This is a genomic window from Maribacter stanieri, from assembly GCF_900112245.1.
In the GTDB taxonomy this organism is placed as follows: domain Bacteria; phylum Bacteroidota; class Bacteroidia; order Flavobacteriales; family Flavobacteriaceae; genus Maribacter; species Maribacter stanieri.
The window spans coordinates 322070-347094 of the sequence record NZ_FOYX01000003.1 but is presented as its reverse complement, the minus strand read 5'-3'; the positions used below and the strand labels follow the sequence as shown (position 1 = coordinate 347094).

General features: G+C 34.2%; 16 protein-coding genes. 14 read left to right on the top strand and 2 right to left on the bottom strand.

The features are described from left to right. Window positions 1-33: 33 nt before the first annotated feature. The 10 genes from nhaC (at window position 34) to ribB (ending at window position 9755) form a co-directional block, all read left to right on the top strand. Window positions 34-1518, top strand: a complete 1485-nt coding sequence (gene nhaC, locus BM296_RS15325) for a Na+/H+ antiporter NhaC (protein WP_027066686.1) — start codon at window positions 34-36, stop codon at window positions 1516-1518. 217 nt (window positions 1519-1735) lie between these two features. After that, window positions 1736-2380, top strand: a complete 645-nt coding sequence (locus BM296_RS15320) for a peroxiredoxin (protein WP_027066685.1) — start codon at window positions 1736-1738, stop codon at window positions 2378-2380. Window positions 2381-2449: 69 nt separating this feature from the next. Then, window positions 2450-2764, top strand: coding sequence for a thioredoxin family protein (locus BM296_RS15315; protein ID WP_027066684.1), 315 nt, complete (start codon window positions 2450-2452; stop codon window positions 2762-2764). Beyond that, window positions 2745-3002: a DUF6952 family protein gene (locus BM296_RS15310; RefSeq protein WP_027066683.1), complete on the top strand. Its 258-nt coding sequence runs from the start codon at window positions 2745-2747 to the stop codon at window positions 3000-3002. The genes BM296_RS15315 and BM296_RS15310 overlap by 20 nt, the downstream gene beginning before the upstream one ends. A gap of 121 nt (window positions 3003-3123) precedes the next feature. Continuing rightward, window positions 3124-3627: a thiol peroxidase gene (gene tpx, locus BM296_RS15305; RefSeq protein WP_027066682.1), complete on the top strand. Its 504-nt coding sequence runs from the start codon at window positions 3124-3126 to the stop codon at window positions 3625-3627. A gap of 15 nt (window positions 3628-3642) precedes the next feature. Beyond that, the gene (locus BM296_RS15300) at window positions 3643-4008 is read left to right on the top strand and encodes a diacylglycerol kinase (RefSeq protein ID WP_027066681.1); all 366 of its coding nucleotides are present in this window, start codon (window positions 3643-3645) and stop codon (window positions 4006-4008) included. A gap of 63 nt (window positions 4009-4071) precedes the next feature. Beyond that, window positions 4072-6444, top strand: coding sequence for an FtsK/SpoIIIE family DNA translocase (locus BM296_RS15295; RefSeq protein WP_027066680.1), 2373 nt, complete (start codon window positions 4072-4074; stop codon window positions 6442-6444). A gap of 13 nt (window positions 6445-6457) precedes the next feature. Continuing rightward, window positions 6458-7102 (top strand): outer membrane lipoprotein periplasmic chaperone LolA1, encoded by a 645-nt coding sequence (locus BM296_RS15290; protein ID WP_027066679.1) that lies wholly within the window; start codon window positions 6458-6460, stop codon window positions 7100-7102. Window positions 7103-7176: 74 nt separating this feature from the next. Then, entirely contained in the window at window positions 7177-8616 is a 1440-nt protein-coding gene (locus BM296_RS15285; protein WP_245787032.1) for an LptF/LptG family permease, read from the top strand. Between the two features lie 2 nt (window positions 8617-8618). Further along, window positions 8619-9755: a 3,4-dihydroxy-2-butanone-4-phosphate synthase gene (ribB, locus tag BM296_RS15280; RefSeq protein ID WP_091904247.1), complete on the top strand. Its 1137-nt coding sequence runs from the start codon at window positions 8619-8621 to the stop codon at window positions 9753-9755. Window positions 9756-9759: 4 nt separating this feature from the next. Here the strand turns inward: ribB and BM296_RS15275 are convergent, their stop codons facing one another. Next, entirely contained in the window at window positions 9760-10953 is a 1194-nt protein-coding gene (locus BM296_RS15275) for a DegT/DnrJ/EryC1/StrS family aminotransferase (RefSeq protein WP_091904245.1), read from the bottom strand. Window positions 10954-11077: 124 nt separating this feature from the next. Then, complete coding sequence (locus BM296_RS15270) at window positions 11078-13216, bottom strand: thioredoxin domain-containing protein (protein ID WP_091904243.1); 2139 nt, start codon at window positions 13214-13216, stop codon at window positions 11078-11080. Window positions 13217-13607: 391 nt separating this feature from the next. Here BM296_RS15270 and BM296_RS15265 point away from each other — a divergent pair, with 391 nt between their 5' ends. From BM296_RS15265 to BM296_RS15250, 4 genes are all read left to right on the top strand, one after another. Further along, the gene (locus tag BM296_RS15265; RefSeq protein WP_091904241.1) at window positions 13608-16607 is read left to right on the top strand and encodes a SusC/RagA family TonB-linked outer membrane protein; all 3000 of its coding nucleotides are present in this window, start codon (window positions 13608-13610) and stop codon (window positions 16605-16607) included. Window positions 16608-16627: 20 nt separating this feature from the next. Beyond that, window positions 16628-18139: a RagB/SusD family nutrient uptake outer membrane protein gene (locus BM296_RS15260; protein WP_091904239.1), complete on the top strand. Its 1512-nt coding sequence runs from the start codon at window positions 16628-16630 to the stop codon at window positions 18137-18139. 465 nt (window positions 18140-18604) lie between these two features. After that, complete coding sequence (locus BM296_RS15255) at window positions 18605-20776, top strand: alpha-glucuronidase family glycosyl hydrolase (protein WP_091904237.1); 2172 nt, start codon at window positions 18605-18607, stop codon at window positions 20774-20776. A 65-nt stretch (window positions 20777-20841) separates the two neighbouring features. After that, window positions 20842-25002 carry a two-component regulator propeller domain-containing protein gene (locus BM296_RS15250; RefSeq protein ID WP_091904235.1) on the top strand — a complete coding sequence of 1387 codons (4161 nt, stop codon included), beginning with the start codon at window positions 20842-20844 and terminating at the stop codon, window positions 25000-25002. Window positions 25003-25025: the final 23 nt, after the last annotated feature.

Sequence of the window (25025 nt, the reverse complement as noted above, 5' to 3'; positions counted from 1 at the left end):
CGTAATATTACGAAGTAACCAAACTTGATTTTAATGTCAGATCAAAATACCAATGAACACAGGGAAAACGAACATATCGTTGACAATAAAGAATTGAGCATATTCGCTGCTTTAATTCCTGTAGTAGCCCTAGTTGCCATGTTGGCCTACAATGTTTACGTATTTGGTGATGATGCCCTAAGTGGTTCTAATCAATTTATATTATTATTAGGTGGTGCGGTTGCTGCCATTGTTGGATTCTTCCATAAAGTTTCTTACAAACAAATGATTGCCGAAGTTGAAGAGAATATAAGATCTACTACGGGAGCTTTACTTATTTTACTAATGGTTGGTGCACTAGCCGGTACATGGCTGGTAAGCGGTATAATTCCCGCTATGATTTATTACGGATTACAGATTCTAAATCCAACCATATTTTTAGCGGCGTGTGTAATTATTTGTGCAATAATCTCAGTAGCTACAGGAAGTAGCTGGACCACTTCTGCAACAGTGGGTATAGCATTAATAGGTATTGGGGAAGCTTTGGGTATTTCTTTAGGGATGACAGCCGGCGCTGTATTATCGGGCGCTTATTTTGGCGATAAGTTATCACCGTTAAGTGACACCACTAATTTGGCTCCTGCAATGGCCGGTGGCGAGTTGTTCTCTCATATTAAGTATATGCTATGGACAACGGTGCCTACAATAACTGTTACACTAATCGTATTTTTAATAATAGGCTTTAGTTTAGAAACCAACGGGGAAGCTGACGTTGATGCTATTTTAGCATCTATAGATTCTTCTTTTGACATCAATGGATGGTTATTTCTTGTTCCTATAGCCGTAATAGCACTAATAGTCAAGAAAACACCTCCTTTAGCCGCCTTATTGATAGGTACGCTTTTAGCAGCTGTATTTGCGCTTATTTTTCAACCACAAATAGTTGCAGGTATTACCGGAGCAACAGAATTAAGTTTTCAATCTGGTTACCAAGGCATTTTAAAAGCAATAACGGTAAGTACAGATATACCAACCGATAACAAAGCTTTAAGCGATTTATTCTCATCTAAGGGAATGACAGGTATGCTTGGAACCATTTGGTTAATTATTTGCGCCATGTTCTTTGGCGGTATAATGGATGGTATTGGTGCATTGGCTAGAATTACAAAATCTCTACTTAGCATGGCCAAGTCTACATTCGGTCTATTTTTTAGTACCGGTATTAGCTGTATTGTTTTAAACGGGACAGCTTCTGATCAATATTTAGCTATTGTGGTACCTGGTAAAATGTTTGCAAAAGCGTTTAAAGATAGAGGCTTAGCTCCAGAGAACTTAAGTAGAACACTTGAAGATACTGGAACGGTAACTTCTGTATTAATACCTTATAACACCTGTGGCGCATATCATAGCGGTGTGTTAGGTGTTGGTGTAGCCGAGTATTTTGTGTATGCTATCTTTAATTGGTTGAGCCCAATTATGACTTTCATATTTGCGGGTTTTAATATTAAGATAAAAAGACTGACTTCAAAAAAATCCTAAATTTTAATTCTTTTGCCTTTTCACCTTTACACCTACTTCTTTGTTAATTTGACAATTTTGTAGGTGATAATTTATGTCATTCACACAAAATGTTGCGTAAACTAAACGCTATTCAAAATAGTTATTCTTCCATTGAAAATTCTAATTTAGAAAGTCTTTTAACCTCTTATCATGTCTTAATTTTGCTTTATAATTAATTATAAAACGAAAACATATTATGGCATTTGTAGGAAAAAAATTCCCAAATCTTAGTGTTAACGCGATGAACGACATGGGCGACACTTTTAAACTTAACGTATTAGAAGAAGCTCAAAAAAATAATAAAAAAGTGGTTCTTTTCTGGTATCCAAAAGATTTTACTTTTGTTTGCCCTACAGAATTACATGCATTTCAAGCTGCTATTGGTGAGTTCGAAAAAAGAAACACATTAGTAATCGGTGCATCTTGTGATACTCCTGAAGTACACTTTGCATGGTTAAGTACAAGTAAAGATAACGGCGGTATTGAAGGTGTAACTTACCCAATATTAGCAGATAGCAACCGTAACCTATCTAGCGTTTTAGGCATTTTAGATATCCAAAACGAAGTTTACGACGAAGAAACAGAAACAGTTCAAGTTGAAGGTGACAATGTTACTTACAGAGCTACATATATTATTGATGAAGAAGGTGTTGTACAACACGAAAGCATTAACAATATGCCTCTTGGTAGAAACGTTGGTGAGTATTTACGTTTAGTAGATGCCTTAATTCACGTTCAAGAAAAAGGTGAAGTTTGTCCAGCTAACTGGGAAGAAGGTAAAGAAGCAATGTCTGCAAATAGAGACGGTGTTGCTAGCTACCTTTCCACACACGCTAACTAATAAAATTATTGATGAACATGAGGTAATCTATCTCATGTTCATTTTATTAATCCTTAAATAACTTTAATTATGTTATTAGAATTAGAACAAGATAATTTACAGGAAATTATAGACAATAACCCTAATGTAGTTGTACAATATTCTGCATCATGGTGTGGTAACTGTAGAATTATGAAGCCAAAGTTTAAAAAAGAAGCTTCGCAAAATGAGAATATTACTTTTGTTTTAGCAGATGCAGAAAAATTTCCTGAATCTAGAAAGCTAGCAGACGTAAGTAACTTACCTACCTTCGCTTCTTTCGAGAAAGGGAAAATTAAAAATCAGGTTCAAACTAATAAGTATGACCTATTAAAAGATTTGATCAGTGAGATTACCCATAATTAAATTACTGACAGAGTTCATTGAAGAAAAAGATAGCGATTTCGTACTAGAGACTATTGAAACTCTAGAAGCACTAACAGAGTTACCTTCACTAAAAGATGAAGAGCTTGATGTAATTGGCGAATTAATTTCTAATATGTACGGTGCCATAGAGGTTGCGAACAGCATAGAGCAAGGCACACCAAAGAAAGATGCTATGAATCAATTTATGCAGCGTGTTTTAGGCTCTATAGATAAATAATAGCTTTAAAAAATTATAAAGTCCTTTCAAATTTGAAAGGACTTTTTTTTTACCCTATTCCCACTCATTTCAACTTTATATTTTATAATTTCACATTCTCAATTATAAAAAGACAAAAGTTATGGCTTCGGTTACACTAAAAGGAAACGAAATACACACAATAGGAACGCTACCAACAACAGGTGAAAAAGCTCCAGAATTTCAATTAACTAAGAATGACTTATCTACTGTTAAACTTTCAGACTATGAAGGTTCTAGAGTAGTGTTAAATATTTTTCCAAGTGTAGATACAGGCACTTGCGCACAATCTGTTCGTCAATTTAATCAAGAAGCAGCAGAATTAGATAATACAATCGTATTATGTATTTCTAAAGATCTTCCTTTCGCACAAGCAAGATTTTGTGGTGCAGAGGGTATTGAAAATGTTGAAATGCTTTCTGATTTTAAAGATGGTAATTTTGGTAAAGGTTACAACGTAGCATTTTCAGACGGACCATTAGCTCCATTACTTTCAAGAGCGGTTGTTGTAGTTGATGAAAAAGGAAACGTATTATATACAGAGCAAGTAGCAGAAACTACAGAAGAGCCAAATTACAAAGCAGCTTTAGAGGCTTTAATGAACTAATAACAAACAACACACATGCCAAAAGAATCCTTTTTGGTCAATCGTATTAAAAGTGTTGGCTTCGCTTTTAAAGGAGCCATACTTTTAATACGTACTGAAGCAAGTATAAAAATTCAGGTTTTCATTGCCATTGTAATGACTGCTGCCGGCTTTTATTTTGAAATATCTCAAACAGAATGGATACTTCAAATTTTTGCCATCGCTATGGTTTTAGGTATTGAAGGTATGAATACTGCCGTTGAAAAGATTGCAGATTACATTCAACCTGAATTTGATGTCAAAATCGGATTTATTAAGGATATTTCTGCCGGGGCTGTTATGTTGGTTTCTATTGCTTCTACTATTATTGGCCTTATCATTTACCTACCAAAGATTCTTTAGGTTAGTTCTTGGTATAACGTAGCTCATCGTAAATTTGTAATTTAGCATCAGAATTAAGTTTTAATGGCAAAAAAGGCAACTAAATCAAAGCCAAAACCTACTAAAAAAGGAACATCATTTAAATTATCCAAACAGAATAAAATCATTTTGGGTAGTTTGTTAATGCTATTTAGTATTGCGCTTTTCTTTTCTTTTATATCCTTTTACTTTAACTGGCAAGATGATCAAAGCTTACTATCTGAATTTAAAGACCGCAATGAATTAGCAAAAAACCTACTGAATAAATTTGGTGCAAGTATTAGCCACTTTTTCATGTACAAAGGTTTTGGATTGGCATCTCTAATATTTCCATTTCTTGTTTGTATTACAGGTATATACCTATTTCTAGGTCTACCAATGAAAGCATTGTTTAAAAAATGGATTTGGGGCTTACTATTTGTTGTTTGGATTTCTATTGCGTTAGGCTTTTTTGCTACTAGCAGTCCTCTACTAGGCGGCTTAGTTGGTTTTGAAATGAATGACTTCTTACAAGATTATGCCGGTAAAATTGGTGTGCTTTTACTATTGGTATTCGGACTTATATTTATCTTGGTACGACTTTTTGAAGTTACCCCAGAGGGAATTTCATCTTTCTTTAAATCAAGAAAAGAAGCTATTTCGACAGAATTTAAAGCCAACCAAGAACGAAAAGCAAATAAGAAAAAAGAAGAGGAAGAATTAATTACCACTTCCCTAGAAGAGGAAGCTCCAGTGATTATTGATACCTACACTCATAAAGAAGAAATTCCTCATTTAGAAAAAGAGGAAAAAATCAAAGATTTTGAAATTACCACCCCAGAGCCCGAAGAAACTTTGGATATGGAAGTGGAACAAGTTATTGAAGAACCAGAAGAAATTGACATTCTTGCGAATAAGCTTGTAGATGATTTTGGGGAGTTTGACCCTACTCTAGAATTGGGTAATTACAAATTCCCTACTCTTGATCTTTTAGACCAACATGGTGCTACAGGTGGTATTACCATTAATCAAGAAGAGTTAGAGGAAAATAAGAATAAAATTGTTGATACTCTAAAAAATTACAAAATAGGTATTGCTCAAATAAAAGCAACTATCGGTCCTACTGTAACATTATACGAGATAGTACCTGAAGCTGGCGTTAGAATATCTAAGATTAAGAATCTAGAAGATGATATAGCATTGTCATTGGCTGCATTAGGAATTCGTATCATCGCCCCTATTCCTGGAAAAGGAACTATTGGTATAGAAGTACCAAATAAAAATTCATCTATCGTTTCTATGCGTTCTGTAATTGCTTCAAGCAAATTTCAGAAAGCAGAAATGGAATTACCAATTGCATTTGGTAAAACCATTAGTAATGAAACATTTGTGGTAGACTTAGCTAAGATGCCTCACTTGTTAATGGCTGGTGCTACAGGACAAGGTAAATCTGTTGGTTTAAATGCAGTATTAACTTCCCTGCTATACAAAAAGCATCCTGCTGAAGTGAAGTTTATTTTGGTAGATCCTAAAAAAGTTGAACTTACGCTGTACAATAAAATAGAACGTCATTTCCTGGCAAAACTTCCAGATTCGGAAGAAGCGATTATTACTGATAACACTAAAGTAATTCATACACTAAATTCACTGTGTATTGAGATGGATAACAGATACGAACTATTGAAATTAGCGATGGTTCGTAACTTAAAAGAATACAATACTAAATTCAAGGCAAGAAAACTGAACCCAAATGACGGGCACAAGTTTTTGCCCTATATAGTACTAGTTATAGATGAGTTTGCAGATTTAATTATGACCGCTGGCAAAGAGGTAGAAACGCCCGTCGCAAGGCTTGCGCAATTGGCAAGAGCAATTGGTATACATTTAATCATTGCAACCCAGAGACCATCTGTAAACGTTATTACAGGTATTATCAAAGCCAACTTCCCTGCGAGATTAGCTTTTAGGGTTACTTCTAAAATAGATTCAAGAACAATTTTAGATACAGCAGGTGCTGACCAATTAATTGGTAGAGGTGATATGTTGTTTACTCAAGGTAATGATGTTACCCGTATACAATGTGCCTTTGTAGACACACCAGAAGTTGCGAAAATTGTTGAATTTATAGGCGCTCAGAGAGCTTATCCAGATGCTCATGAACTACCGGAATATGTAGGTGAAGATTCTGGCACGAGTCTTGATAATAATGTGTCGGATAGGGATGCAAAGTTCCGTGAAGCAGCAGAAGTTATCGTAATTGCACAACAAGGTTCAGCCTCATTAATTCAACGTAAGTTGAAACTAGGTTATAATAGAGCCGGTAGAATTATTGATCAATTAGAAGCGGCAGGAATTGTTGGTCCATTTGAAGGTAGTAAAGCTAGACAGGTATATGTATCTGATATGGTTGCCCTTCAACAAATATTGGATAATGAATAATATTAAAAAAGAGATGAAGAAAATTATTATTGTATTAACGATTATGTTCACAGCAACTTTTGCAAATGCGCAAGGTTCTGACAAAGCAAAAGCTTTACTTGACGAAGTTTATAACAAAGTACAGGGTTATGATAACATCTTTGTTGACTTTAAATTCGATTTAAAGAATGCAGAAGCTGGTATTAACCAAGAAACAAGAGGAGACGTTACTCTTGCAGGCAATAAATATATGTTCAACTATTTAGGATCTCAACAAATTTTCGATGGTAATAAAGTATATACTATTGTACCTGAAAATGAAGAAGTAACTATTGAAGATAAGTCTGATGATGAAAATGCAATGACACCTTCTAAAATGTTGACTTTCTACAAAGAAGGACACAATTATGCTTGGGATATTTTACAAAATGTACAAGGTAGAAAAGTACAGTATGTAAAATTGACACCTATAGATTCTGATACTGAAATAAAATCTAGATTATTAGGTATTGATATGGGTACTAAACATATCTATAAACTTATTGAAACTGGTAAGAACGGTACTAAGACAACAATCACTGTTAATTCTTTTAAAACAGATCAAGATTTGTCCAAAACCTTATTTACTTTTGATGAAGCTAAATATAAGGATGAAGGTTATTTCATTCTAAGAAATTAGAACTATTGAGAATACTAGACCGATATATCCTATCCAGGTTCGTCTTTAATTTTATCAGCTCGTTTGTAATATTGATGTTCATCTTCATATTTCAAACGATTTGGCTTTTTATTGATGACCTTGCGGGTAAAGGTCTAGATATTGTAATTATTGGTAAGTTTCTGTTTTATTTAATGCCAGACCTTACCGAAAAAGTACTTCCACTTACGGTGCTTTTGTCTTCCATACTTACGTTTGGTTCCATTGCAGAAAATTATGAATTCGCCGCTATGAAGGCGTCAGGTATTTCCTTGCAGCGCTCCATGCTAAGCTTAATTGTTTTTGTAACGATTTTAGGTGGGGTTACCTTCTTTTTTGCCAATAATGTAATTCCATTATCTCAACGAAAGATATATAATCTCCGTAGAAACATCGCAAAGGTTAAACCTGCAGCTGTAGTATCTGAAGGTGTTTTTAGTGATTTTGAAGGAATGAATATTAAGGTTGATGAGAAATATGGGGATAACGACCGTTTTCTTAAGAATGTTATCATTCATATCAAATCAAAAAACAACCTAAATACCACTGTTATCAAATCTAAAACGGGAGAATTGATCAGTAGTGAAGAATCTGACATCATTCAATTGGTATTAAAAGATGGGCATTATTATGAGGATGTTACTTCAAAAAGTAATGACAGCAAAATGAAATTCCCTTTTGCCCAAGCAGATTTCGACACGTATACCATGAATATTGAGATACCTGAAATCAATAATGATGAACTAGAAGAAGAGCGCGACATTAGTACTGATAAAATGAAGAATATTTCTCGCCTTTCAAAAGATATTGATTCTTTACGAGGCGATAATTACAGAATAGTACGTGCATTTTCAAAGAATATTGAAAGCAGAACCGGTATGTTTACTCCCTTAGTGGTAGAAAACAATGATTCTACAAAGACCGATATGGTCAGAAAAAAAGACTCAATTATAGAAACTAAGGCGATTAAGTCTAAAGCCAATATTGCCTTTCAAGATTCCATAAAAGAGAACTTTCTTATTATATTTCCTGACTGGCAGCAAATACAGGTTTTAAGTAGTGCCAAAAATTCTACCAGTAGTATTCTAGGTTCTTTAACCGGAAAAAAAGAAGAATTACAAAAGCGATATAAAATATACAATATGCATATTCTTTCGCTTCACAATAAATATGCTTTGGCTTTCTCTTGTATCATCTTGTTTTTTGTTGGAGCTCCGTTGGGCGCAATTATAAGAAAAGGTGGTTTAGGGCTACCAATGGTTATCGCCATCGTATTATTTCTAATCTATTATTTCATAGGAGTTTTTGCCAGTAATTATGCAAAAGAAGGCAATATTCACCCAATGTTGGGCGCTTGGTTAGCTACACTAATAATGCTACCGTTAGGTGTTTATCTAACAAAAAGGGCTACAGAAGATAAAGGAATGATGGATTTCGGTTTTATAGCCGATTTCTTCAAAAAAATATTTAAGAAAAAAGATAAAGCTGATTCTTAACCATGACAGATCTTAGTAAAATACAATTGAATAGCATAGAGGAAGCGATTGAAGATATTCGCCTCGGTAAAGTAATAATTGTAGTAGATGATGAAAATCGTGAAAATGAAGGTGATTTTCTTGCTGCGGCAGAATTAGCAACTCCTGAAACAGTCAACTTTATGGCTACCCATGGTAGAGGGCTTATTTGTGCTCCTTTAACTGAAGGGCGTTGTAAAGATTTAGGATTACATATGATGGTCAGTACCAACACTGATCCATTAGAAACTGCTTTTACCGTATCTGTAGATTTAAGGGGAAAAGGTGTTACCACTGGTATTTCCGCTGGTGATAGGTCCAAAACCGTAATTGCATTAACAGAAAACGATACTAAACCGCACGATTTAGCAAGACCAGGACATATTTTTCCGTTGGTAGCTAAGGAAGGTGGCGTTTTAAGAAGAACAGGGCATACAGAAGCCGCCATTGATTTTGCACGACTAGCAGGGTTACAACCTGCGGGTATTATTGTAGAAATAATGAATGAGGACGGTACTATGGCTCGTTTGCCACAATTGATGGAGGTTGCCAGAAAGTTCGATTTAAAAATTGTTTCCATTGAAGACCTTGTTGCCTATAGAATGGAACATGACAGTTTAATTGATAAAGAAACCGACTTTGAGATTACCACTCGTTTTGGCGAATTTAGATTAAGAGCTTATAAGCAAACTACGAACAATCATATTCATATTGCCTTAACAAAGGGTAACTGGTCAGCATCCGATAAAATATTGACCCGTATTAACTCCACCCTTATAAACAATGATATTTTAGGAACATTGACACATAACCCAGACGAGAAGTTAGAGGATATGTTCAATAAAATCAACGAAGAAGGAAAAGGAGCTATTGTTTTCATCAATCAAGATTCAGAATCACTTAATCTACTATCTAGATTAAAAGAACTGAAAGAATTACAAAAACAAGGCATTCACAAGGCTCCTAAAATTGAAATGGATAATCGTGATTTTGGCATTGGCGCCCAAATATTACATGATTTAGGCATTCACAAAATGAAGCTCATGACCAATAGCACCCAAGCTAAACGGGTAGGTATCGTTGGTTACGGACTAGAAATTGTTGAATATGTTTCTTATTAATGCTTTAGTTAAAATTTTCTAAAACATCTTTCATTTTAGCGGCACGGTTAGCTACCTCATCTTCTGTCCAACTTAATTTTATAAGACAAGAGATAGTTCTTCCTATCCATGCATCAGACTTTGAGAAATCAGATTTTGAATAATCAGGTAATTGATCTATAACTTCTTGTGGAAGTTTCCCAAGGGATTTCTTATGGGTTAAATGTTCCCACTTTTTGTAATAATGCCAATTGTTATCAAACCAATAAAAACAAGCATCAATACCCGCTTCTCCTAATGCGGTATGTGCTTCTTTTGCCAATTCTATTGACGGTAAGAAAAAGGAAAGGAAAGAATAATTTTCTACTCCGCCAGTTGGTACCCTTCTAAAAGAAACATTAGAAAGTGGCTCTAACGAAGTTCTCAACTTACTATAGTTCCTTTTCTGAATAGCTAAAAAGTCATCTAAACGTTCTATTTGTGCACACCCAACAGCAGCATTAAGCTCAGAAATTCTAAAATTATACCCTAAGAAAGGATGTGTTTCCGCTCCTCTATTATTACCTACATGATCATGACCATGATCGGAATAATGATCTGCATTCGTCTTATATTTTTCACTATTGGTAATGATTGCTCCGCCTTCGCCACAAGTTATGGTTTTGACATAATCAAAAGAGAAACAGCCCAAATCACCATAGCTTCCTAAAGGCTTACCATCATAGCTACCTCCTATTGCCTGGCAAGCATCTTCTAACAACAATAAATTATGTTTTGTGCAAATCTCTTTCAACGCTTTCAAATCTGCCATAGAACCGCACATATGTACCGGCATAACAACTTTTGTTTTACTGGTAATCGCATTTTCTACAGCTACTGGATCTAGTGTTAAGGTGTCATCAACATCTACCAAAATTGGCACTGCCCCTATGGCTAAAATAGATTCAAAACTAGCTACAAAGGTAAACGTTGGCATAATTACTTCATCCCCAGCTCCTATCCCAGCACTTGCTAATGCAACTGTCAATGCTGCGGTACCACTACTTACCAATTGAGTGTATTTCGATTCCATTCTTTTTGAAAGCGCTTTTTCAAGTTCTAAAGCTTTCCAATGATTATTACGCATTCCATCGAAACCATAACGCATTAACACACCAGAATCTAAAACATCTTGCACTTGCTTTTTTTCACTCTCCCCAAACATCTCGAAACCTGGCATTCTTTTTTATTTAAAATTGTATTACAAATCTTGTATTAAATATTGGTAAAAGCAAAGATTAAGTCATTGTTTGAATCCCTACTAAATTATATACGTTGAGTCCTTATAATTAGTTAAAGATCAACTAGAAGCTTTCTACAACAAACCCCTTATAACCAAAGGATCGCATTTGCTTAAACCCATCTTCTACTGTTTTTACGGGTAATTTACACGTATTATTCTGACATACATAAATGAAAGTTTCATCTTCAACAAAGCGATCTTTAAAAAGTGATATCTCACTTTCAACGGTAGAACCAACTAAAATAGAATTCACCAAATAAAACTTGTTCATTTCTGCAACAATATTTTTCGCATTGTCACCTACCACAACTATTTCGTAAAATGGAAATGCTTGTTGTTGCAAAAGTGTTCCCCATGCACCATAACTGACTGCATGCTTTTCAAAATCTTCAGTAATTAAAGAACCCATTATTTCAGCTTTATTAAGATATGCTGTATTATACTCTAAGTGTCCAATTTGTAAAAAGTTCTGGGCCATTATGGCATTTGCAGAAGGCACAACACCATCTGAAGTATTAATGATACTTGGCACCAAATGGTTAGAAACATTATAATAAAACAATTCAGAATCACTTTTATACTTTTCAACAGCTACATCCATTAATTCCTTAGTAAACTTTAGATATGCCTTATCTAGTGTTACTTCAAATAAACCAAATGTACTTTTGGCTAAAAAAGCATAATCCTCTAAAAACACTTCCTTTTGTTTACTATCCTTAGTATATGAATGCACTAGTTCGTTATTCTTATAGTTGTTCTCCTTTAAATAATTAAATATAGAGATTGCCTCACTTAAATATTCCTCAGTTCCAAAAGCTTTGTATGCTTCTAATAAGCCATCAATTAATAGAGCATTCCAAGAAGTCAGAACTTTATAATCTTTTGTTGGCTTTTCCCTTTTTTGTCGAGCTGTATATAAAATTGATTTCCATTGCTGAAGCTTCTCTTTTAACTCTGCTTTATTTACAGAATATTTCTTTAAAAAATCGTCTGCTGAAATGGTATTGTTCAAAACAAAATTCCCGTTCTCCCATTCTTGATTATCTTGAATGTTATAGTAAGTGGAAAACAATTCATAGTCTTCTTTAAGTAATGATTGCAATTCTTCTTTAGTCCATACATAATAAACACCCTCTTCACCACCAGTGTCGGCATCCATAGCACTAAAATATCCACCATCACTATTTCTCATTTCAGTTTGTAAAAACTTAAATGTCTCTTGAATTCTAATTTTATAATCTTCGTTACCGGTAAGTTTATATGCCTTAGACAATAAACTCAACATTTGGGCATTGTCATATAACATCTTTTCAAAATGGGGTACTTTCCATGTCTGATCTGTACTATACCTAAAAAAACCACCATCAACGTGATCATAAATCCCGCCTTGCGTAATTTTTTCCAGCGTATTTAAAACATGATTCTTAGCATTATTATCTTGCTGTAAATCTGCATATTCTAATAACATGATCAAATTTGTTGGTAATATAAACTTTTGCTCACCTAGATTACCTCCCCATTCAGAATCCCACATTGTAGCCCATTCAGAGATACCATTGTCAATTTTTTCAGTGGTAATGGCATTTACCATTTGATTGGCAGGTTGTTCATAAACTTCTTGCACACCATCTGCTAGCATAGTTGCGTACTCCTGCATTTTTTCAGGATTCTTTTCATATTCCGTGCTAAATTTCACAAGAACATTCTTCCAATCTTCTTTTTCATGATAGGTGCCTAAATATACCGGGCTACCATTTGGCATAATAATCGCGTTCATTGGCCAACCACCTGTTCCGTTTACCAATTGCAAGGCAGTTTGATACACCATATCTAAATCTGGCCTCTCCTCTCTATCTACTTTTATACTAATAAACTTATCGTTCATCAATTTTGCAACCTCTACATCTTCAAAAGATTCCTCTTCCATAACATGGCACCAGTGACAGGTTGAATATCCTACACTTAACACCACTAGTTTATTCTCATCAGCAGCCTTTTTGAAGGCATCATCTGACCATGGTTTCCATGCTACAGGATTGTGAGCATGTTGTAATAAATACGGACTAGTTTCATTAATTAAATCGTTAGTAAAATCATGATTCCCGAATTCCCCATTTATATCTTCAGTCTTATTCTGGTTTTTACAAGACCCTAAAATTAGTATGTAAGTAAAAACAAGAAACAAGCTATTAATTTTCATAAGTCTAAAATCTAAATTCAAAGATATATTTAATTTATAAATCCTATCAACTTAGAGATTCTTGACGGACAGATACACTTAATTCCAAAAATTCAAAAACATATAAAAATAAATTTCACATTAAGAATTACCCATTTACCTATAGCAAAAAATAAGATTTTGACAATAATAAAGGATCATAATTGCCGTATTACCAATACTTAAACCCGAATTGCATCATTTTTACTAGTGTTCGCTTCATATGTTTTACTGCCAATATAAGCCTCCTTTTATATTTGTTGAGATAGAAAATAATAAATGTATTTTACACACATAATAAGCAGAACTTATTATATTCTTAAAGACAACATTAGGACATTCTATCAAATAACAACTTAAAACTTAATTAATTATGACTAAACTCAAAATTACATTCATTGCAATTATTGCAATGTTGGGGCAATTTGCCTACTCACAAACAACTACCGTAACAGGTGTTGTTTCCGACGAGACCGGGGCACCTCTTCCAGGGGCTTCCGTTGTGGTTTCAGGGACCACAAATGGTACCCAAACAGATTTCGATGGAAATTTTACGTTAGCGAACGTGCCGTCTAATGGATCTATAACCATTAGTTACATTGGTTACGTTACCCAGCAAATTTCTGTCAACGGACAATCTTCTATCACGGTTTCTATGCAAATAGATGCCCAAGCACTTGATGAAGTTGTTGTTGTAGGTTATGGCGCTCAAAGTAGAGCTGCAGTAACCGGAGCAATTTCCAGTGTAAAATCGGAAGATCTTAATGCTGTACCCGTTGCTAATGCAACAGAAGCATTACAAGGTAGAGCTGCTGGTGTATCTGTAGTAAATACAGGCGCACCTGGAACAGAGCCTTCTATTACTATTAGAGGTCTTGGTACTTTTGGTAATAACTCACCTTTATTTGTTGTTGACGGTGTTATTGTCGGTAACCTTTCTGGTATCAACCAAAATGATATTGAAACCATAAACGTTTTAAAAGATGCATCTACTACAGCTGTATACGGTGCACAAGGTTCTAACGGGGTAATCATAGTTACTACTAAAAAAGGTAAAAGCGGTAAAACTCAATTATCGTTTAATGCGCATACTGGTTTTCAACAAAATACACAGCGATATGATGTATTGAATACCGAGCAATATTTACAATATGCCAATGAAGCTTTTGGTATTGTACCAAACACTCCATCATCTGCTTCTGGTCTTAACACAAACTGGCAAGATGAAATCTATACTACCGGACTTATTAGAAGTTACGATTTAGCTGCTTCTGGTGGTAGTGAAACTAGCAATTTCAGAATATCTGGTGGATATTTTGAAAGAGAAGGTATCATTATTGAAACCGGATTTCAGAGATATTCTTTTAGAGCTAATAGCGATTTTACTTTTGGTAAATTAAAGTTGGGACAAAATTTCTCTGTTAATTTTAACAAACAAAACCCTGATCCAACAGGTGGTGTTGGTGACCGTTCACTATTAGAGCACGCTATTAAAGCAGCACCGTATTTATCTGTATACAATTCTAATAACCTAGGTGGGTTTCAAGGACCTAACAGTGCTGCTGACGGACAGGATGCTGAAAACCCTGTTAGAATTTTAAAGCATGGTAATGCCGTTAATAATACTTTCGCATTAGTAGGAAACATTTTTGCTGAATATGATATCTTAGATGGTTTAAAATTTAAATCGCAAGTAGGTTTAGATTATTACAAGGGCACTAGTGATAGATTTGTACCATCTTACAATGATGATAGCTTAGGTGCCACACACCAACAGGCTTTTGCAACAATTACCAAAAATACTTCTGCAGGTCAGACTATAATTTATACGAACAGTTTAACGTATAACAAAACGATAGCGGATGTTCATAATTTTGAAGCATTATTATTAGCTGAGAAATTTGATAGCAAAGGTACTAGCTTGAATGCGAGCAGTAGAAACACTGTATCGGATAATATAGATGAGTTATCTAATGAAGATTCTAGTTTACAAAGTACTTCTTTCGAATACAACAGATTAGGTTTCTTAGGAAGATTAAACTACAACTATGATGATAAATATATTGCTGCGGTATCCTTAAGACGTGATGCTTCTTCTAAATTTGGTTCTAACAATCGTTGGGGATGGTTCTCTTCCTATGCTTTAGGTTGGAACATTGCAAAAGAAAACTTCTTGGTAGATACTAATGTAAGTACCTTGAAATTAAGAGGTAGTTTAGGGTATTCTGGAAATGATAGAATCGCTAATTACTTATATAGTGCAACATTGGTAAATAATTTCCTTTATCCTATAGCAGGATCAAATGCCGTGGGTACAACTGCATTTGGCTTGGCAAACCCAGATTTAAAATGGGAGGAAACAAGACAATTGAACGTAGGTATTGATTTAGGTTTCAACAACGATAAATTTACAGCTGCGCTTGAATACTATGAAAACCAAAGTGATGATTTATTAATTAGAGTTCCTACTTCTACATCTTTAGGTATTAACGAAGGTAGTCAAGTGAGAAATGTAGGTGCAGTAGAAACTACTGGTTTTGAATTAAGCTTAGGATACAATGATTTTGAAGGTGATTTCAAATGGTCTGCAAACTTAAACTTATCTACAAGCTCAAACGAAGCAATTTCTTTAGGTGGTGTTGATGAACTAAATGGTGGTAATTTTGAAAACCAAAATATTACAAGAATTACTGAAGGAGAATCATTATTTCACTTTTTCGGATTAGTTACCGATGGTATTTATCAAAACCAAGCTGAAGTAGATGCTGTATTTACAGCGAATCCTGGTCAAACTACAGTACAACCTGGTGATATTAGATTTAAAGATTTAAACAATGATGGTGATATTACCTCCGAGGATAGAGCTATCATAGGTAATCCTCTTCCAGACTTAACTTATGGTTTAAACTTAAGTGCAGATTATAAAAACTGGGATGTTAACATGTTCTGGACAGGTATCTATGGTAGAGATATTTATAATACCAATATTTATGATTTAGAAGGTATGCCTAGATTATTTAATGCAGGTGTCGGTGTATTGGATAGATGGACGCCAACTAACCCATCTAATACAGTTCCTAAAGCTGGTGGTGCACCACAAAACCTTCAACTATCTGATCGTTTTGTTGAAGATGGTTCTTTCTCAAGACTTAAAAACTTAACCATTGGGTACACGCTACCAAATGACGCTTTTGGTCAAGAATTATTCTCAAAATTCAGAATTTATGTTAGTGGTCAAAACTTGATTACCATTACAGATTACACTGGTTTAGACCCTGAAGTAGGAAATGGTGATTTATTCGAATATGGTATTGACAGAGGTGCCTATCCACAGCCTAAAACCTATTTAATGGGATTACAAGTATCATTTTAATTGCTAAAAAGAAAAGAAATATGAAAACAACAAAAATAATTTTTTCAATGTTTACGCTCTTCACCGCAATGGTGATCATAAATGGGTGTAGCGAAAATGACTTGGAGTTAGTTAATCCTAACGGATTATCTCCAGAGACATTTTTTAAGACAGAAGCACAAGTGCAGTCTGCCGTAAACGCAGCATATGCAAACTTACAAACAAGAGGTTTGTACTCTAGGCACATCTTCTTTTCTCAAGATAATATGTCTCATGAGAATGCAGGTAACCCACAATTGGAAGCAGACAAAAAACAATACCTAGATTTTTCTTTTGACTCAAGTCATGGGCCAATAGCAGATTATTGGGAGAGTTGCTATAGAGGGATCAATAAAGCAAATTTTGTTATCGGAAACGAAGAGAGAATCAATGCTATAGATGAATCTTTAGTAAGTCAAGCTACCAAACAAAAATTTCTAGGTGAAGCTAAATTTTTAAGGGCTTTATATAATTTTTTACTGGTAACTAGATTTGGTGATATGCCTTTGATTACAGAAATACCTACTACCACAGAAGGTATTGCTAAATCTTCTGCTGATGACGTTTATGCTTTGATCATTTCAGACTTACAGTCTGCATCTGCAAGTTTACTTGATAAGAGTGAAGAAGCTAACGGTAGGGCTACAAAAGGTGCGGCAATTGCACTTTTAGGTAAAGTATACCTTTATAGAGGCGAGCATGCACTAGCCTTAGCTGAATTTAAAAAATTAACCGGCTACGCGTTAGAGCCAGACTATTTCGATAATTTCAAAGAAGAGACTGAACACGGAATAGAATCAATTTTTGAAATTGAATATGATGATGCTTTAGGAGCTAGTGCAAAATGGGATTCTTCTGTAACAGGGGCAGGTCCTAATGAGGCAACATTTAGAGGTCAAGAATATGGTTTTAATGATTGGTTTAACGTCTACCCTTCTGATGATTTAAAAAATGAATTTGAAGACGGTGATTTAAGATACGATGGCAATTTTTATTATGAGGGTTCAGAATCTGCTATTGGTACTGTTAAAACGGGTCCAGCACCAAACGTAATACCTGAAGGTGAAGTTTACATTCCATTAGAAAGAGAAGTTGCTTGGAAAAAATATCAGAATTACTACAAAGATGCAAATGAAGACCAAGAGTCTGGCATTAACTTTAAATATTTACGATATGCCGATGTATTATTAATGATGGCTGAATGTGAAAATGAAGTAGGCACACAAGATAATGCTATTGATTTAATCAATGAAGTTCGTGAAAGAGCTAGTCTTGACGGTTTAGCTTACGGACTTTCTAAAACAGCTGTTTTTGAAGCTATCGTTCATGAAAGAAAAGTTGAGTTAGCTGGAGAGCAAGTTCGTTTCAACGATATTCTAAGATGGAACCTGACTTCTACAGAATTGGCAGGAACAAACTTCCAAGCTGGTAAAAACGAGCTTTGGCCAATACCAGATAGAGAAATAACATCTAACGAAAACTTAAGTGCAGCAGACCAAAATCCTGGCTACTAAAATTTTAATATTGAGTTAGTTTAGTTTGATTAAGGCAGCATGTGAAAGCATGCTGCTTTTTTAATTAATATTACGTTTACTTTTTTTGAGAATCTAAAAACTAACATCTATGAAATTCATTTAAAAGATTTTGAAATACACTTCCCATTTTTTTGATAGCCAAGCAGAAAAGGTTATGGTTATTAATCAAACGGATTAGAATTACCCCACCATTTAATACCTAAACAATTACTTATTATAACGTACAAAGTGGAATTGACGAAAAGGTTATCGTAATTATTTTAAGGCTCTAATTTTAACAGCATTAATCTCCTGCCCCTAGTAGTTTCACAATAAACAGCGATATCGATTTAATTACATGGTATTTACAAATGATCACCCTAATTGCTAGACCACATTGGCAAACTGCTTTTGAACAAAATAATTCTTAAGTTTAAAGGTAATGTGCCTAAAAACCAATAATTCATGAAACATAAAACCGTATTCATATTAATTTCCTTTTTAAGCCTTGTTGCCCAAAGTCAGAATCTTAATGATTATAAACTTTGGTTGAAATATAATAAAATAGAAAATCACGATTTATCACAAGCGTATTCAAAAACAACAAACGCAGTATACATAGCAAACATAGGCGATATAATTAAAAATGCTAAGAGAGAATTATCATTGGCATTACCTCAAATGTTAGGTACACAAGTAACCTATGAAAGTAGTATTACTAGCGAAACCACATTAATTATTGATGTATTCAATAATCTTCCAGAAGATTTAAAATTAGCCGTTAAAAAAAATATAGAAAACATAAATAAGGAAGGCTTTATAATACAATCAATTTCACGAAACAATACCCCACTTACCATAATAACTTCAAAAGAAGAGATTGGATTATTGTATGGAACATTTAGGTTTTTGCGAGAAATGCAAATGCATGAAAATATATCAGCCAAAACTATTGTGGATAGCCCTAAAATTCAGTTGAGAATGTTGAATCATTGGGACAATTTAGATCGTAGTGTTGAACGTGGTTATGCAGGGTTTTCTTTGTGGAATTGGCAGAAATTACCAGAATATATAGACCAGCGTTATATTGACTACGCCAGAGCCAATGCATCAATTGGCATAAATGCTACAGTACTTACTAATGTTAATGCGAATGCCTTGGTATTAACTCCTATGTATTTAGAAAAAGTTGAAGCTTTAGCCAATGTGTTTAGAAGTTATGGCATACAGGTATATTTAACCGCTCGTTTTTCGGCCCCAATTGAAATAGGAAATTTAGAAACTGCCGATCCATTAGACAAGAACGTGCAAGAATGGTGGTCAAATAAAGCAGCTGAAATTTATAAGCGTATTCCTGATTTTGGTGGCTTCTTGGTCAAAGCAAATTCAGAAGGGCAACCTGGTCCACAAAATTACGGGCGCAACCATGTAGATGGGGCCAATATGATGGCAACCGCTTTAAAGCCGTTTGGAGGAAATGTAATTTGGCGTGCCTTTGTATATTCTGAACATGACGATACCGATAGAGCCAAACAAGCATATGACGAGTTCTTGCCCTATGATGGTAGTTTTAAGGATAATGTGATCGTTCAAGTTAAAAACGGACCAATAGATTTTCAACCTAGAGAGCCTTTTCATCCAATGTTTGGTGCTTACAAGAAAACCCCTCTAGCCATTGAATTCCAAATCACCCAAGAATATTTAGGGTTTAGTACACACCTAGTATTCTTACCTAAACTATTTGAAGAAATTTTAGATATAGATACCTATCAAAAAGGAACAGGATCCACTATTGCTAAAATTATAGATGGTAGCTTATACGGAAACAAACTTACAACTATGGCTGGTGTAACGAATATTGGAACCGATTTAAATTGGACAGGCCACCCTTTTGCACAAGCTAATTGGTATGGTTTTGGACGTTTAGCATGGGACCCTAATCTAAACTCAGGGCAAATTGCAGATGAATGGATACGCACCACATATACTAATGACAAAGCCTTTGTTGAACCTATTAAAAAAATGATGTTAACATCTCGCGAGGCTGTTGTAAACTATATGAACCCCTTAGGACTGCATCACATTTTTGATACCGGTCACCATTACGGACCAGGACCTTGGGTAGATGATTTGGGTAGGCCAGATTGGAACCCTGTATACTATCATAATGCAGATAAAAACGGTATTGGTTTTGACCGTACTACTTCAGGTAGTAATGCTCTAGAACAATACGCTCCCTTTTTAGAAAAAGCGTATAGTAATACCAATACGATTCCTGAAGAATATTTGCTATGGTTTCATCATTTACCTTGGGATTACAAGCTGAATAATGGTGAAATTCTCTGGGACGGAATAGCTTTAAAATATCAAGAAGGAGTTGATCAAGTTGATGATATGATCAAAACTTGGGAAGCAGCAAAACCATTTTTAAATGAAGAACAATTCAATGAAGTTCATATGCTTCTACAAATTCAACTTAAGGAAGCTAAATGGTGGCGAGATGCCTGTTTATTATATTTTCAAACCTTTTCAAATTTACCATTACCTAAAGGTGTAGAAAAACCGGCCCATTCCTTAGAATATTATCAATCCCTTAAATTTCCATTTGCACCAGGTATTAAACCAAGTTGGAATTAAATAAAAGCATCTCTATAATATAAAGCATAAACTAGCACCTACTAGATAAACATTTTTAGTTTATTATGAAGTACACCTTACTCAACATATTAACTCTACTCCTATTCATAGCATTAACTTTTTCGGGTAATGCCCAAACGATATCGGATAGGTATAATTTTGTGACCATTGATGATGGCATCCCCAAAAGTGCCATCACGGAAATACTCCAAGATAACGATGGTTTAATATGGATAGCAACATATGGTGAAGGTCTATATAATTATAATGGCACCGATTTAAAAGCCTTTAAACATAACCCAAGCGATAGTACTTCTATTAATAGTTCTATAATCAACACCATCTTTTTAGATTCTAATAAGAATATTTGGGTAGGTACTCAAGAAGGATTAAACCGATACAATAGCACTCTTGATATATTTGAAAGAATTACAAGCGAAAAAGCTAATTCTACCATAGACAACGTACCTATATTTTCTATAAATGAAGACGGCAGTGGTAATTTGTTTATTGGTACACAAGCCCATGGTTTATTTATTCTAGACGAAAAATCTTTAATAGCACAAGAAATTAAAGACGATTCTTCATCTAAAGGTTCTAAATCAGTTATAAACGCAATAATTCCCTTACCAGATGGTAATATGATGATTGGTTCTAATTTAGGGTTGTTCATCTATAATGCGGATAAAAAAGTATTAAGTAAGCAACAGATTAATACGGAGTTAAATAATGATTCTTTTGCGATACAATCTTTATTAATAGATGCAGACAACACTATTTGGGCGGGAACTTATACCAAGGGACTTTTAAAACTCAAAAAACAAGAAGAGGGCTCGTATTATTCAGAGCAATTTGCATTTACCGATAAGCGAATATTTGATATCAAAAAACTAAAAGATGATACTATTATTTGCGCCACTGAAAATGACGGGGTTTTTGTTGTTGATAGTAACGGTAATACCATCTACAATTATACCTATGACAAGTTTGACCCCAATAGTATTCGTTCAAATTCAATATGGTCAGTTTTTGTAGATGACCAAGAGAGAATATGGCTAGGGTATTATAATAAAGGTATTGGAGTCTTTGATAAGTTATATGATAAATTCTCGCATCTTCAAAGCTTGCCATATAGTGTAAACTCCCTCCAATCGCCATCTGTAACCGGAATAGTTCAAGACAATGAAAATAATTTTTGGATAGGTATTGATGGTGGCGGTATAGATAAATATAATCCCGAAACACAAGAATTTACCCATTTATCTAACGATAAAAACAAAAACTACAAGGCACTTGAAAATTTAGATATTCAAACCCTATTTATAGATAGAAATGAAAATATTTGGGCAGGAACATGGAGTTCAGGCATATACTATCTACCTAAAAACAGGTCCAAAATAATCAACTACAATATTGAGAATACACAAGGTGCGCTATCCTCTAACAGCGTTACTGGTTTTGCCGAAGATTCTAATGGTAATATATGGATATCAACTTTTTTTGGAGGATTACACTCTTTTGATCCTAAGTCTCAAATTATAAATAACCATGCCAATGCCTCATTCAATAAGTCATTAGGCAAAGAAAGACATATACGGACTGTACTAATAGACCATAAAGATCATATTTGGATAGGCAGCCCTAACGGACTCATTAAAACGCACTTAACTGAAAATAATACATATAAAACAGAAGTTTTCAAGGAGATTATTACAAATTCAGACGATGTACAAAACAACATTAATTCTAGAGCTTTATTTGAAGATCACAATCACAATATTTGGCTTGGAACATATGGTAAGGGTATATGCAAAATAAACACCAATGCTAACAAGGTAAAATGGTTCAATACTGATAATGGTCTTAATCTAGAAAATATTTCTTCAATTATAGAAGATGAGAACAACAATATTTGGGTAAGTGGAGATACAGGGCTATCCATGCTAAACACCGCTTCTTATGAAATTAACAATTACAATAAAAATGATGGCTTACTAGCAAACAACTTCAATTATAATGCTGTTACAAAAGATAAAGATGGAGTGTTATATTTTGGTAATTATGAGGGTATAGATTATTTCGACCCGAATAATATTATTAAAAATGAAAATAAACCTAAAGTTTATTTTACTGATTTTAAATTATTCAACAAATCTGTAAAACCTAATGAACAAGATTCTCCAATACAAAAGAACATTTCAGAAGTAGAACATGTAACGCTGAAACCAAATCAATATGTATTTACAATAGAATTTGCTGCCATAAATTACACTAGAGCAAATAACAATAATTATGCATACTATCTGGAAGGTTTAGAAAATAACTGGAACTATGTGGGTAATACAAGAACCGCCACCTATACCAATCTAAGTCCTGGTGATTATATTTTTCATGTAAAAGCCTCCAATAATGATGGTGTTTGGACAGAAAACTCATTAGAATTACCCATTACGATACTTGCGCCATGGTGGGCTACAACATGGGCAATAATTGGTTATATGATTGCATTTGTTAGTCTTATTTTATTAGTTAATTGGATACTGAGTAAGCGAAGAGAAGAAAGACAAATCATTCAGTTAGAAAGATCACAACGGCAACAAGAAGAGGTTTTAAACGAAAAGAAGATTCAATTTTTCACCAATATTTCCCACGAATTCAGGACTCCCCTCACTCTTATCATGAATCCTATTATGGATATTATGGAGACTAATAATTACAAACTAAATAAAGGGTTAAAAGAAAAGCATAGGATTATCTACAGAAATGCCCAAAGACTTAAAACCCTTATTGATGAATTAATGGATTTTAGAAAACTCCATATTCATAAAATGACATTAAACACTTCAAAAATAGATGCTTATAAATTTGTTAAGGAAATTGCCAAGCACTTTGAAGAAGAGGCTTTTGAAAAGAACATACTGCTTACCACTGAAACAGATGACAATAACGAAATGGATTTTTGGGGAGATCCAGGATTATTGGAAAAAGTCATTTTCAACTTGTTGTCCAATTCATTTAAGGCAACACCAGAAAGTGGAGTAATCACGTTAGGAATTTATTCCCATAAAAGCAAAGTAGTTTTCCCCTTACTAGATGATTCTAAAATGCATAATGCATTAGAAATTAGTATTGAAGACACGGGATCAGGTATCAACAAAGATGATATTGAACATATTTTCAAAAGATTCTATCAAGCAACAAATAAAAGTCAGCATTATTTTGGCGGCTCAGGTACAGGTATTGGTCTTGAGTTGGTACAAAGTTTTGTACAGATGCATAAAGGCATCGTAGAAGTAAGTAGCGAAGTTAATCAAGGTACAAAATTTACATTGTTATTTCCATTGGGGAAAGACCATTTTCACTCTTCAGAAATATCCATTCCTTCAGGTAAAGTTTTAAATCTAGATATTAAAGAGGAACATCTAGAAGAAGACCAAAAAGTTAATCCAATAAGTAATCTGGATATTGAAAATAAAAAGACCATTTTGGTAGTTGAAGATAATATTGAACTTAGAAATTATTTAAAAAATAAACTTAGAACAGATTATACTGTTGTAGAAGCTGAAAATGGAAAAACCGGTTTACAAATGGCACTTAAGGGAATTCCAGATTTAATAATTTCTGATGTTATTATGCCAGAAATGGATGGTTTTGAATTCTGCACCCATATTAAAGAAAATTTAAAAACGAGTCATATCCCTGTTTTAATGCTTACCGCTAAAGCAATGAGCAGCGATAAAATAAAAGGCATTGATTCTGGTGCAGACGCATATCTTAATAAGCCTTTTGAAATGAAATTATTAAGATCATATATAAAGCGATTAATAGAAACGCGTCAACAATTTATAGAGAAGAACATCAATGAGGAAAATAAAATAACCCTTCTTGAAAACACAACCAGTTTAGATAAAACTTTTATGCAAAAAGTGCTAGATTATGTAAACGAAAATCTAGGGGAACCAGATTTAAACGTTGAACATTTAGCTGATGACATGTCTTTAAGCAGAAGTCAATTGTATAGAAAAATAAAGGCCATTACTGGGATGACCGCCACTGAACTCATCAGAAAAATAAGACTTAAAAAAGCCAAACAAATGATAGAGAGCGGAAGTGAATCTATTAGCGAGGTTGGTTTTAAAGTTGGTTTCTCATCTGCATCTTACTTTAGCAAATGTTTTAAGAATGAGTTTGGCATACTACCAACAGAATTAAAAGGGAATTCATAGAAAGTGAGAATATGATTTTCGCT